Source organism: Methanosarcina sp. (genome assembly GCF_035390745.1).
Taxonomy (GTDB): domain Archaea; phylum Halobacteriota; class Methanosarcinia; order Methanosarcinales; family Methanosarcinaceae; genus Methanosarcina.
Genome location: NZ_DAOOUJ010000002.1, coordinates 40,130 through 52,282, shown reverse-complemented (window position 1 = coordinate 52,282; position 12,153 = coordinate 40,130). Strand labels below are relative to the sequence as shown.

Here is a 12,153-nt window from a genome sequence, read left to right as displayed (position 1 = left end):
CAGTTTAAAGCAGAATTCAGAAACTGCGTTTTGTCAGAAACTAAAGAGTGGGCTTCAATGAAAGTCTGCGCTTTGCACGCAGGAAGGGGGACAATGTTAGAGTATTTACATATCATTTTATGGTTTATTCTTATTGAAACCCTGGGATTTATTACAATTCCGCTTACTAAAAGCGCAGGAAACCGGCTTGCTGATGGAGGATATTCTGTAGCCAGAGTCTCCGGAATTATACTTGTCACCTATTTCTCCTGGATTTTTTCGTACATAATGGGTTTCAGCCTTACTGCGGTCCTCACGGCATTTCTCTTTCTCTGCCTTATATCCATTATCCTTTACAGAAAAAAACGGTTTTTCCCGGACAGAAAGATTTTAATTATGAATGAACTGGTGTTTTTATCAGGCTTCTTTTTTTTCCTGATTGTACGCATGTACCTGCCCGAGATATACAGACACGAAAAATTTATGGACTTTGCATTTTTGAATGCAGTGATAAGAACCACTTCTTTTCCTCCACCGGACCCCTGGTTTGCAGGCGGGCTCATGGATTTTTATTACTATTTCGGATACCTTTCTGTAGCAGTATTTGGAAAACTCAGTGCCGTAAACCCCTCCATCCTTTTTAACCTGGCAGTTGCACTGACATTTGCCCTGTCCCTGAACGCCTTCTTTGGTCTCGGATATAATCTTACGCATGGAAAAATAAAATACGGAGCCCTGACTGCGGTATTTGGAACGCTGCTGGGGAACCTGCAGGGGCTTATTGAATTCGTCTCAAGGTATATATGCCATGAACAGGTTTCAGGAGAATATTACTGGAGCAGTTCAAGAGTTATCCCCTTTACAATAAACGAATTCCCGTACTTCAGCTTCATACATGGAGACCTTCACTCTCATATGCTTGCAATTCCGTTTCAGCTGCTTGTACTTTCTTTTCTCCTTAATATGTATTTCAGGAAAAATGAAAACTCAATATTTGAAAACCGCCTGGCATTTCTGATATTTTCAATATCCCTTGGATTTTTATTTCCATTCAATTCCTGGGATTTTCCTGTATACTTCAGCCTGACATTTCTGGTTATTTTTTCATTTTATTGCGGGAATTACATCCAGAATAGAAATTTATTCGTCTCTTTTACTAAGTTTTTCAGTTCAATTATTATTATTTCCATCTTCAGTTTCCTGCCTTACTTGCCTTTTTACCTGGATTTTAACCCTCCGGCAGCAGAGGGTTTTGATTTCGTATTGCCTGAGTTCAGGACTGAGGTAGATAAATTCCTGATCCTTTTCGGGCTTTTTCTTTTTCTGGTCTTTTCATTCCTTATAACCCGCCTGGACTCCAGAAGAAAAACAGGATTTTTTGTCCCCCTGACAGGGGTTTCAGCACTGCTCTCAAAAGCGTGGGCTGTCCCTCTTCTTATAATCCTTTTTCCCCTGCTCACACTTTCCCTGTTTTTATTCCTGAAAGACATTCCAAAAAGAAGTGCAGCAGGATTTGCATCTCTTCTCACAGCAGCAGCCGCCTTTATTGCCCTGCTCTGCGAGCTTATATTCCTTGACGACCCCATTTCAGGCGAATATGCCCGTATGAACACGGTTTTCAAATTTTACATGCATTTGTGGATTTTCCTTTCTATTGCAGCCTCTTATTCGTACTATGAACTTAATTTCCGCTACATGAATAAGTCCGAAAACAGAAAACTTTTGAAGGAAGCCGTAAAAATAATGTGGGCAGCTTTGCTTGTGCTTCTGGCCATCTCCTGTGCTGTTTTTCCAGCAGTATCGACCTTCACGAGAATAGAGGATATGAACGCCACGCCTTCCCTTGATGGAATGGAATACATGAAGGAGCTGGACAGGGGAGACTACAATGCCATAAGATGGATTCAGGAGAACATCGAAGGCTCGCCGGTAATTCTTGAAGCCTCCAGATATGACAGCAGCTATAGTTATACCTGCCGCGTTTCTGCAAATACAGGGCTTCCTGCAGTTATCGGGTGGGCAGGGCATGAGAGGTTCTGGGGAAGAGACCGTGCAGAGGTGAGAGAGAGGATAGAAGATGTCAGTTTAATTTATTCAACTGGCAGTGAAGAGAAAGCGCTTGAGCTGATGAATAAATATAACGTAAGCTACGTGTATGCAGGCCGGCTTGAACGGCAGATATATCACGTAAGACCGAAGAAATTCGAGAACGAAACTTATTTTGAACCGGTTTACGAGGGTTCAGTCACAATATATAAATTGAAGAAAGACCCGTAAAAAGGATATTATAATTTCTTCTTTCAGATTGAAAGCTGATTCAGGCAAAAAACAGCATTTTAGAGAAAATATATCATTTATTTCAATATCTAAACATTGTTTCATAAATCCTTTTCATAAATACGCTTAAAACAGATTTCACAGATATATTTTATAAATTTGGAAATTATTTCGAATTTGTAGAATATTACATGAAACTGCAGCCAGCATAAAAGCCCAATTAATATTATAAACATCAAGAGGTTGTTCGTATACCCAGCGTCTCGGTAGTTCTGCCCGCTTATAACGAAGCAGCCAGAATAGAAAATACGGTCTTGATTACGGCAGAGACTCTTTCAAAGATAACCCATTCTTTTGAAATCATAATAGCAGAGGACGGAAGCACGGACGGGACGGACCGGATAGCTTCAAGCCTTTCGGAAAAGTTCCCCTATGTCAAACACCTTCATTCCGATGAAAGGCAGGGAAGAGGAAGGGCTCTGAACAGGGCTTTTAAGGCAGCCTCGGGAGAGGTTCTCTGCTATATTGACGTTGATCTTGCAACGGACATGAGTTACCTTGAAAAGCTGGTCAGAGCTGTAAGTACGGATGGCTATGACTTTGCCACCGGATCGAGAATGATGCCCGAAAGCGATGCAAAAAGGCCTTTTAAGCGTGAGTTTGCCAGCAGAGGATATAACTCCCTTGTTCGGCTTTTTTTGCACTCAAAACTCTATGACCACCAGTGCGGCTTCAAGGCTTTCAGGAGAGGGGCTCTCTTTGAATTGATGGATGAAATTGAAAACCAGCACTGGTTCTGGGATACCGAACTGCTTGTCAGAGCCCAGAACCGCGGATACAGTGTTCTTGAATTCCCTGTTTACTGGAGGCATGGAGGGACAAGCAAAGTTAATTTTGCAAAGGATATTGTTGGAATGGGGTCAGAGATTTTCCGCCTCTGGTGGGAACTCTTTTTTCAGGGCTTATTTTCAGGCAAAGGAAAAATATTCCTGACAGCTTTTCTTGCGCTTCTGATTCTCGCGCTTGCTGCAACCTTTCTGGGCGCATCGGAAGTTCTGGAAAACATCAAGCAGGCCTCCATAAGCACCCTTGCCCTTGCTTCTCTTGTTTACTTCGCCTCATGGCCGCTCAGAGGAATACGTTTCCAGCAGATCCTTAGCAGGCTTGGAAACCATTACGGGCTTGGATTCCTGACGGGTAGTATTTTCATCAGCCAGTCTGCAAATGTAGTTCTTCCCGCAAGAATAGGGGATCTTAGCAGGATGTATATCCTGAAAAAGAGTAAAGACCTTGCCTATACAACCAGCCTTTCCTCCCTTACTGTAGAAAGAGTCTTTGACATAATTGCAATTACTCTCATTGCCGCACTCGCATCTTCAGGCGTAGCTGCCAGATTAGATCTTGCTTCCTGGATGGAGTCCCTGATAAGGTTTTCAGGGATTGCAGTTCTCCTTTTCTTTGCAGTACTGTTTGCACTATCTTTCAGGGAAAGGCGCAGTAAAAAGGGAGACAAAGAAAAGGCTTTTAATAATTCATCTGGTGAGCCCCTGAATAAAATAAAAGAATTCGCGTCCACATTTATCCACCAGATGAGCGTTGTTGCAGTCCGGCCTGGAGCTTTTCTTGCGGTTGTTGCATCTTCAATTCTTATCTGGGGTATGGATATCTTCACCTGCTATCTGGTTCTGAAAGCCTTTCCGGCAACAGGGGTGGATATGTCTTCAACATTTACCATATCTCTGGTCTTCCTGGCAGTAGCCCTGGGAACTATTGCAAAAACGTTTCCAATTACTCCCGGAGCCATAGGGACGTATGAAGTTGCCCTTACTGCAGTATTCGGGCTCGGGGGGATAAAACCTGAACTTGGGTTCACTGTTGCTGTTCTGGACCACATAATAAAGAATTCGATCACATTGCTTGGAGGAGGACTCTCTTTATCGGAACTTGGGCTAAGATGGAGAGAGGTTCTCTCAACGAATACCGACACTCTGAAAGGGATGTAACAGCCTGAGAATGGGGATCTGCAAAAAGTATCCGGGCAAAAAAGAGCTTGCTGGTAAAAACTCTTCAACTCCGAAAAGTAAGAATGATAAGGGGTAAACCTGACTCGAAACTGATGGTTTGACTCGCAACTGAAGGCAACAATAAATATAAGAGATTCAGAGATTAAAAAGAAGTATTTAAGTCTGAATAGAGAACTGAAAACTTTAACCAGTAAGTTAAATTAATGACCGCATGCTTTGCCTTAACATATGGCTAAGCGCAAAAGTCTGAGTGGAAAAAATGTCTGAGAAGAAAATAATAGAAGTCCGGGATGCTTATTCCCTTCCTGAAGATGTTCTTGAAGCTGTTCACACTGCCCTCAGTGAAGATGTTGAAGAAGTAGTCAGCCTTTTCAAGGTTCTTGCAGATCCAACCCGTCTGAGGATACTTAAAGCTCTTGAAGTACAGAGCCTTTGTGTTTGTGTACTTGTTGAAGCTACGGACCAGAAGCATTCTGCACTTTCTTATCACCTGAAGCTCTTAAAAGAAGCAGGGCTCGTGGATTCGCGGAGAGAACGCAGTTTCCAGATCTATGACCTTACAGAATTCGGAAACCTGCTCCTGAAGCATATTGAAAGACACTTTGAGAAAAGCTAAGTAAGGAGTTGAGGGACTCCTAACCCGTTAAATAAGTTTATGTCCCTCAGAATTCCTGAGTAAATCACCTGTCTGGAGCTTAGCCCGGAAAAGAGAAATTAAATCTTTTCGTTTGAGGCTACGGTAGTAAGCTTTGAGAATTTTACTCCTTTAAGGGCCATAATGGATTCAGCAAGTTCTTTAATTTCTTCGCCATCTCCATCAAGAACAATTACCTCAAAACAATTGTCATGGTCAAGGTGAATGTGCACTGAAGACTTTATCAGGTGAGAGTAGTGGTGCTGTATATCTGCAAGTGCATTTGAAAGCCCGCGCTTTGTGTGGTCGTAAATAACGGCAACAGTTCCGACACGGTGACCTTTAATGTCACCCATCCACTCGTAATAAGAAATATAACTCCTGATGGCATCCCTTATGCCTTCCGAACGGGAAGAGTAACCTCTTTTTTCTATAATCTCATCAAATTTGCCAAGAAGTGTATCGGGCAGGGAGACCCCTATCCTCATAAGTTCTGTTTCCATCGTATCACCAAGTAATTTACAATTTATCCGAATGATAATACATTAACTTATTGTAAGTAATACTATATATGTTTTATTCACTTGATCATTAATATAAAAGAGTTATGCCAGTATGTAAATTAATCCTTCAGTATATTAATGTTTGGGAATTGCTAAATTCAATGTGCATGAAAGAGATAAAGCGTCAATAAAAAAAGAAAAAAGGCAAAAATAAAAAAAGAATAAAAACGAAAGAAAAAGAATTAAAGGCTAAAAATAAGCAGAGTATTTTAAGATAAAATGAACATTTAAAATAAAAACAAAATAAAATAAAACTTGAGGCACACACTCAAGAATTACCTTCTGTCTACAAGCCTTTTAGGCCTTCCTTTAATTTTGTACAGCTCAAGGTCTCCTGGACCCGTGAAATTGAAAAGAATCTTGAAACTGCCGTCTTCATAAGCCCTGGAAAGGGGAGGCTTATATTTAAGGAAAGAGCGGACAAAGTTTTCCTGTATAAGTCTCCTGTCACAGATATCAGGGTTTTTGCATTCCATGCTGACCCTGAGTACGGTTTCTCCCTCATCTTCCGTGCCGTAGAGAGAAGCCTCATATTCTCCGGTAAGGTAGTCCATATTTCCATCCTGGAAGACCCCTCTTTCCACATCCACGCGGTTAAAAGGTGTTCCTTCGACCCAGACTGTTTCGGCTTCTCTCTGCGGAGTGAGGATTTTCATATGGGTCCTTCCGCAGGCGCATTTTTTGCGTGTAAGAACAACAGTTGTATCTTCGGTATCGTAATTTAAAAGGAGGTTTCCTGCTTTTGCTCCGACAGGTAGAAGAGTGCTCAGGACAACTCTGCCGCATTCCCCTTCAGGAACGAATTCTTTTAAATGAGGATCATAAACGTCGAGATGAACAAAATCTTCCGGAACGTGCAGCCCTGAGATTTCACTGCACTCTCCGCACATGGTCCCTTCCGTGCTCCCGTAGGTATTGTACACAGGGCAGCCCCATACATCAGAGAGATAGTTTCTCGACTCTTCAGCAAAAGATTCTCCTCCCACAACAAGTTTGTTTACTCCCGATGTCCTGGGGTCAATGCCCTCAGCCTGCATCCTGCGGGCGAGGTTCAGGAGCTTGAATACGCTGCCGACTATGCCTGTAGGCCTGTAGGTTTCAATAACGCGCAGGGGGAAAGTGCATTTGCCCTCAGGGATAATGCTCATGCCCAGCTGCCTGGCAGCAAGGGTCATGGTATTTGCGCCCACATTCATGCCGTAAGAAGCGCAGACAACTACTCTGTCTCCCTGCCCGAAGCCCTGAGACCTGAAAATCCGGGCGTATTTTTCCGCGTAACGCTCCCAATCCTCCCAGGTTAGGAAAAAACTCTTTGGGGTCCCGCTCGTGCCGCTGGTCTCATGAATAGTAAAAACATCTTCCCAGCCCACACTTCTGAACATGAATTCCTTTGTTTCAGGCGGCTGGTTTTCCCGGATTGTTTTTCCTGAGACGATCGGAAGTTCGAGGAGATCTTCGTGAGCTTTTATATCTCCCGGATTTACTCCATGTTTTTCAAACCATTTCCTGTAAAAAGGAGAGTTTTCAGCAGCGTATTTCACCGTATACCGCACTCTCTCCTCGATGAGGGCATCGAGTTCTCCCCTGTCCATGGTCTCGATTTCCGGATTAAAGTAAGTTTTTGAGCTGTCCAGTACAAACACCCCGGTTGAAGTTTAACTAATAAAAACCTGTTATTTATAAATATTAATTAGCCTTCAGGTTATGAGACGTTTTGGGTGAGAAAAAGTAAAAAAGATTTTGGCTTCAAACAGTTTTACCTCTAAGAAAAAACAAATCGATGCCGGATCTCTCGGATAAACCTCTGTTATCTGAATTATCTAAAGTCAAACCCTGCACTCACATCCTCTTTCTTTCAGGATCTGGACCTGTTCCTCACAGGTATTCACATACTCGTCCTGCACGTCCTTTCCTGTCGCAAGATCAGGGGCAAGCGGAGTATGGTGTTTATATCCCCTTTCAGTCATTTCTCTGACAAGGGCTTCATGCCGCAGATAAAGAGCTTTTAGCTTTCCCTTCCAGCGCAGGGTCTCAGGGTGGTGGGCATAGGCCTTTTTGTTATTGGTTATTATGGACCATAAAGCATGTAATTCACGGTGTTCTCCGAGAAGGTGCTGCCTGCACATTTTCTCAGGAGGAATATCCCAGATTCGCATAAGATGAACTTTAAAGGCATCTCACATAGGGCTTTCGGCAGGGAATTTACTCATTTAAACCCTAAACGAGTTTTAAGCCTAAACTTAAGTTCTAGGCTTTGTTTCTGATTCCAGATTCTGATACCTATTTACCGGCAGCACGTTAAGATATAGTCTATGAAAATGCTGAAATCAAGATATTTCTTCGCATTTCTTACTTTATCGACAGTGATGTACTTCTTAATTACTCCTGCGTTTGCTCATGTTCCGGTTTTTGAGAGAGGAGGCAAAACTACTGAAACAGCGACTCGTATTGAAGATCCTGCAAAATCCAGAGTTATTTACGGGCAGCTTTCAGGAGAAGATATTCAGTATTACAGTTTTGATGTAGAGGAAGGAGAGAGAATTGTACTGGGACTGATCGTCCCTGCAGGAAAAGAGGACCGGATTTACGATCCTGACGTGATCATGATAGAAGCTGAATTCTTTACTCCAGACCTGATTCTTATGGGACCCGGGCTTTCTGACGAAGGAGAAGTTCCTGAAATCGCAGAAGTACCTGAAGGCTATGGAGCAAAAATATTTCCAGGAAAAAGGACTGAGAGTGCCAGATACGAAGGATTTACTCCAGGCGCCTTCTATTCCCTTGCCAGAGTAGATATCCAGGCTCCTGAAAGCGGCACATACTATGCAGGTGTAAGTTCTGTTGAGGGAGAAGGCAATTATGGAGTAGTTATCGGGTACAGAGAAAAATTTTCCCTTATAGAATGGCTTTCAATCCCCCTGAACCAGATAAGGACCTACCGCTGGGAAGGGCAGAGTCTGTCTTTCATATTCCTTCCGCTTGGAATAACTCTCGCAGCCGGGATTCTCGGAATTTTACTTAAAAAGGAAGCAGCAATCGGATTCAATCCTGCACGCTGGGCAGGGACTTTTGCAGGCATTTTTTTCCTGGGTACAGGACTGTCTTTGATATTCCAGATGTTTTATTCAATGAGCAGAAGCGCGAATTCTCCCGAAGTTATCATTACCGTCTTTCTGGCTCTTGCCGGTATAGGGCTTGGAGTTATAGCCCTTATTTTGAGCCTTAAGGATGAAGGATATGGCAAAAGTTCAACACGAAAAAGGCTTTATTTCTTAATCCTGGGGCTTGCAGGACTTTTGCTCTGGGCAGGCCTGTTAATAGGGCTGATTTTTGCGTTTGAAGCGGCATTTCTGCCCTGGAAAAGGAAAGGATGAGTTCAGAGAGGAAAAGGAGAAATAAAACACGAGATATGAACAAACAGAGACAGAATTAACCCGGGGGACTACTTAAAAAATATAATTATTATGATAGAATTAAGTGATATAACTTTAAAATATTCACTTAAAAGCCGTGTATAATGCGGTACGGGCTTACCAGGAGGAAAAAATATGGCAAAAACATCACTTGAATCAGGGCAGGTTGCACCAGACTTTTGCCTTCCGGACCAGGAAGGAAATCAAACATGCCTTGAAGACCTTAGAGGGAAATGGGTAGTCCTGTTCTTTTATCCAAGGGACAACACTCCGGGCTGCAGCCTGGAAGCCAAGAACTTCAGCTGCCTGAGAAAAGATTTCGAAGCCGAAAATGCAGTAATTCTGGGAGTCAGCAGGGATAGCGAAGAATCTCATAAAAAGTTCATAGAAAAGAAAGAGCTTAAAATAAAACTTCTTTCTGACGAGAAAGCGGAAATTCACGAAAAGTATGATGTCATGCACCCCAAACACTTCAGGGGGAAGGATGTTATAAGCGCTGTCCGAACAACTTTCCTTATCAATCCGGAGGGCAAAATTACGAAAGTGTGGAGTAACGTTAAAGCTGCAGGACACGCTGAAAAGGTGCTTTTGGAATTGAAAACTCTAAAAGAGAATTGAAAAGGAATAAGTTATAAAAGTAAATCCCTAAAAAAATAACCTCAAATTAATTTTATATCCAGCTTCTGAAAAAATTACCGCTGGTTAAGGCCCCTTTCACAGTATTAAACCGGAAAGGAGCTTTTCACTCTTTTTTTGCTTAGTGATGTACTGCGGCCTCGTGGGTTTGATATGTTTCAGCTCTTACAGTGAAATAGATCATATAAAGCGCTGCAATCCCGACAAGTATGTAGATAATTCTCGATAGAACACTTCCTTCGCCAAATATAGCAGTTACAAGGTTAAAATCAACGAGTCCTACGAGACCCCAGTTTAATCCGCCCACTATAACAAGTATAAGAGCGATCAAATCTACTGGATTTCTTACTGCCATAGATATCACTCCCTTTTTGCTCAATTTGTTTAGGATTTATAACGAGAAAAAATATAAAATATCCAATATTAAAATTGTATGTACCTGTATTTATATGTGACTAACATAAAAATTAGAGCCCCTGAGAAAATGATGCCCCTCTTTATCCGATTGATGTCTTGAATCACCTAAACTTCAGTAGTTCCTTTAAAGTCCATTTTGACTCTGTAATCCCTGCTTCTCTTGCTGGCGTATTTTTGCACTCAATCCCTATTTCGCTTTGTTCAATTCCTTCTCCAAATAGTTTTCTCTTTTGCCAGTATTGGGGGACTCCTTCATAATTCCAAATTGTTTTAAAAGAGCTTCTTTATAAAATTTCAGTCCCTCTGTAAAGAGCCTCATTCTTTAGCGCATTGTTCAGTTGCACGGGATAACCAGCGCTTTACACTGGCAGGTTGTACCTCTAAAACATCGGCAATGGCTTGAATGCTCATCCCTTTCATAGACATTTTCAGAGCTGATTCGATTGTTTTCTCATCTTTGCGGAGATCATGAAAAAAAGTGTCTGTGTGGTCGCAAAATGCTTTACCGCATTCACGGCAAAGATATCTTCTTGTTTTTTCGCCACGGCTGATGTAAGTACCATTTCCAATAACATTGCCCTGACCAGTAAGACCGTAGAGCTTGCAGTCTTTGTTAGGACAGGCAACGTCATTAAACTGTTGTTTTGGACCTCTTTTACCCATAAAAGTAGATATCTAATTATGTGTATTTAATATCAATTAAATACAAATTGACCCTCGACATTATAAAGTAGAGCTTAAAATAGTTATTATAGTCCTGAGCGGATTCGAACCGCTGTCCCGGGCTCCAAAGGCCCGAAGGATTGACCACTACCCTACAGGACTGCGCATGAAAGCTTTTACTTATAGTTTAATTCATGTACTTAATTTTTGTGCCATCCCGGAATTTTTTTGCGAGATTTTCAGGTGAGATATTAATTTTTATATCCAGTTTTATAATGGCTTTGAAACTTTTCAAATGATAATATTTTTCGTATCAAAAAAATTTTTTGTATAATTAATTTAAAGTATTTTACATTCTTAGTATCTGATGGAGTTGGCAGAGATAGGTATGACCGAATAGCGAAGTGTTAGCGGATTGTGAAAGAATTGCCCGGAGTTCCCTGTTCCTGCTCTGAAATATGTTTGATGGGAACATTTTTCAGTGCGGCTGTGTTGGGGGACGCAGTAAAGGATAAGGATGACTCCGGGCTTCTTCTTGCATCAGGCGCTTTTCTATAGCTCTTTCTGTTTTCTGTAATTAATTTATTATCAGCATTGCTGTTTTTATCCATATTGTGGATATTTTATACTAATTTTCGAGGTTCTCCCCTTCTGTTTCTCCCTTTCTTATTGTTTGATTTTGCAGGGACTTGATTATATTTTTTTGTTGAAAATTATAATATTGGTATAATTTATATTTGCTTTGAAACTTTCAGTTTAATAATATAATTTGCTATAGAGCAATTTTTTGCATAATTAATTTAAAATAATTTACATTATTACTATATATTGCAATTGGGAAGCGAGATGGGGTAAACCAACATAATCTACCACCAAAAACCGCCTGGAGACAGCTGATATCCTCGTCAAATCACCATGCTTGGGGGGGCATAAAATTTGAAGAGGCTGCGTTGGGGGACGCGGTAATGCAGTGTCTCCGGGCTTTTTCTTACAATATTTTCTTCACGGAGGTTTTTTTCTCTCACGACCCTTTTCCTAATACTTTAAATGTAGTCAAAAATGGGCGCTTGATCGGAAGGGCGAGCCCTCCTCTTTCTATATAGAGTTCAACTTCTTTCTTCAGGTTAGAGACTGCATCTTCAATTGTTTCTCCCTGGCTCGATATGTCCAGCTCCAGGCATGAAGATACATACCAGTCCCCTTCCTTTTTTACCACAGCAGTAAACGTAAACATCTCTGTCATGGCTTGTAATACTTCAACGCTCATGTTAAATATTTCGCAGTAACTATTTCATAGAAGTTATTTTTTCATTGCAGGTTTATATTTCACCGGCTTCCAGATATAGATAAGAACTTTGATCCTGTTCTTATTTAAAATTTCAATCTTTTTATTCTCGCTGGTTTAGCCCGGAATGTTTTGGAATTTCTTATCTGGTTAAATATGATAAGACAGGCTGTGAAATCCCGTTGAACACGCCGTTTTATAGAACCAGAATGGTCAATATAATTTTTGATAGATAAAACGTCCTGAATTCTTACAAATGTAT

11 protein-coding genes, 1 tRNA gene and 1 pseudogene are annotated in these 12,153 nt (G+C 41.4%); 5 read left to right on the top strand and 8 right to left on the bottom strand.

Features of this window, described 5'->3' with window-relative positions; genetic code table 11:
• The first annotated feature begins 30 nt into the window (after positions 1 to 30).
• The 3 genes from PLL47_RS01105 to PLL47_RS01095 all read left to right on the top strand — a co-directional run bounded on the left by PLL47_RS01105 (position 31) and on the right by PLL47_RS01095 (position 4,896).
• Complete coding sequence (locus PLL47_RS01105) at positions 31 to 2,256, top strand: DUF2298 domain-containing protein (RefSeq protein WP_324443839.1); 2,226 nt, start codon at positions 31 to 33, stop codon at positions 2,254 to 2,256.
• Positions 2,257 to 2,507: 251 nt separating this feature from the next.
• Entirely contained in the window at positions 2,508 to 4,259 is a 1,752-nt protein-coding gene (locus PLL47_RS01100; protein ID WP_324444000.1) for a flippase-like domain-containing protein, read from the top strand.
• A gap of 280 nt (positions 4,260 to 4,539) precedes the next feature.
• Positions 4,540 to 4,896, top strand: a complete 357-nt coding sequence (locus PLL47_RS01095) for an ArsR/SmtB family transcription factor (RefSeq protein ID WP_324443837.1) — start codon at positions 4,540 to 4,542, stop codon at positions 4,894 to 4,896.
• A 98-nt stretch (positions 4,897 to 4,994) separates the two neighbouring features.
• Here PLL47_RS01095 and nikR read toward each other — a convergent pair whose 3' ends face one another.
• The 3 genes from nikR to PLL47_RS01080 all read right to left on the bottom strand — a co-directional run bounded on the left by nikR (position 4,995) and on the right by PLL47_RS01080 (position 7,633).
• Complete coding sequence (gene nikR / locus PLL47_RS01090) at positions 4,995 to 5,417, bottom strand: nickel-responsive transcriptional regulator NikR (RefSeq protein ID WP_324443836.1); 423 nt, start codon at positions 5,415 to 5,417, stop codon at positions 4,995 to 4,997.
• Between the two features lie 335 nt (positions 5,418 to 5,752).
• Positions 5,753 to 7,111, bottom strand: coding sequence for a coenzyme F390 synthetase (ftsA, locus tag PLL47_RS01085; protein WP_502883664.1), 1,359 nt, complete (start codon positions 7,109 to 7,111; stop codon positions 5,753 to 5,755).
• A gap of 192 nt (positions 7,112 to 7,303) precedes the next feature.
• The gene (locus PLL47_RS01080; protein WP_324443832.1) at positions 7,304 to 7,633 is read right to left on the bottom strand and encodes a pyrimidine dimer DNA glycosylase/endonuclease V; all 330 of its coding nucleotides are present in this window, start codon (positions 7,631 to 7,633) and stop codon (positions 7,304 to 7,306) included.
• A 156-nt stretch (positions 7,634 to 7,789) separates the two neighbouring features.
• Here PLL47_RS01080 and PLL47_RS01075 point away from each other — a divergent pair, with 156 nt between their 5' ends.
• Together PLL47_RS01075 and PLL47_RS01070 are read left to right on the top strand one after the other, a co-directional pair.
• Positions 7,790 to 8,851 carry a hypothetical protein gene (locus tag PLL47_RS01075; RefSeq protein ID WP_324443829.1) on the top strand — a complete coding sequence of 354 codons (1,062 nt, stop codon included), beginning with the start codon at positions 7,790 to 7,792 and terminating at the stop codon, positions 8,849 to 8,851.
• Between the two features lie 174 nt (positions 8,852 to 9,025).
• Positions 9,026 to 9,508: a peroxiredoxin gene (locus PLL47_RS01070; protein ID WP_324443827.1), complete on the top strand. Its 483-nt coding sequence runs from the start codon at positions 9,026 to 9,028 to the stop codon at positions 9,506 to 9,508.
• A gap of 139 nt (positions 9,509 to 9,647) precedes the next feature.
• Here the strand turns inward: PLL47_RS01070 and PLL47_RS01065 are convergent, their stop codons facing one another.
• The 5 genes and pseudogenes from PLL47_RS01065 to PLL47_RS01045 form a co-directional block, all read right to left on the bottom strand.
• Positions 9,648 to 9,881 (bottom strand): DUF378 domain-containing protein, encoded by a 234-nt coding sequence (locus tag PLL47_RS01065; protein WP_324443825.1) that lies wholly within the window; start codon positions 9,879 to 9,881, stop codon positions 9,648 to 9,650.
• A gap of 383 nt (positions 9,882 to 10,264) precedes the next feature.
• Positions 10,265 to 10,606, bottom strand: a pseudogene (locus tag PLL47_RS14930) (transposase); the annotation flags it as partial.
• A gap of 89 nt (positions 10,607 to 10,695) precedes the next feature.
• A tRNA-Gln gene (locus tag PLL47_RS01055) sits at positions 10,696 to 10,768 on the bottom strand.
• Between the two features lie 245 nt (positions 10,769 to 11,013).
• A complete protein-coding gene (locus PLL47_RS01050; RefSeq protein WP_324443823.1) occupies positions 11,014 to 11,217 on the bottom strand; it encodes a hypothetical protein in 204 nt (67 codons plus the stop codon).
• A 410-nt stretch (positions 11,218 to 11,627) separates the two neighbouring features.
• Positions 11,628 to 11,849 carry a type II toxin-antitoxin system HicB family antitoxin gene (locus PLL47_RS01045; protein ID WP_324443821.1) on the bottom strand — a complete coding sequence of 74 codons (222 nt, stop codon included), beginning with the start codon at positions 11,847 to 11,849 and terminating at the stop codon, positions 11,628 to 11,630.
• Positions 11,850 to 12,153: the final 304 nt, after the last annotated feature.

What these genes read in the sequence shown, in the direction of transcription:
- PLL47_RS01045 (WP_324443821.1), bottom strand. Translation starts at nt 11,849, where the DNA reads ATGACAGAGATGTTTACGTTTACTGCTGTGGTAAAAAAGGAAGGGGAC.
- PLL47_RS01080 (WP_324443832.1), bottom strand. Translation starts at nt 7,633, where the DNA reads ATGCGAATCTGGGATATTCCTCCTGAGAAAATGTGCAGGCAGCACCTT.
- PLL47_RS01050 (WP_324443823.1), bottom strand. Translation starts at nt 11,217, where the DNA reads ATGGATAAAAACAGCAATGCTGATAATAAATTAATTACAGAAAACAGA.
- PLL47_RS01065 (WP_324443825.1), bottom strand. Translation starts at nt 9,881, where the DNA reads ATGGCAGTAAGAAATCCAGTAGATTTGATCGCTCTTATACTTGTTATA.
- PLL47_RS01095 (WP_324443837.1), top strand. Translation starts at nt 4,540, where the DNA reads ATGTCTGAGAAGAAAATAATAGAAGTCCGGGATGCTTATTCCCTTCCT.
- nikR (WP_324443836.1), bottom strand. Translation starts at nt 5,417, where the DNA reads ATGGAAACAGAACTTATGAGGATAGGGGTCTCCCTGCCCGATACACTT.
- PLL47_RS01070 (WP_324443827.1), top strand. Translation starts at nt 9,026, where the DNA reads ATGGCAAAAACATCACTTGAATCAGGGCAGGTTGCACCAGACTTTTGC.
- PLL47_RS01075 (WP_324443829.1), top strand. Translation starts at nt 7,790, where the DNA reads ATGAAAATGCTGAAATCAAGATATTTCTTCGCATTTCTTACTTTATCG.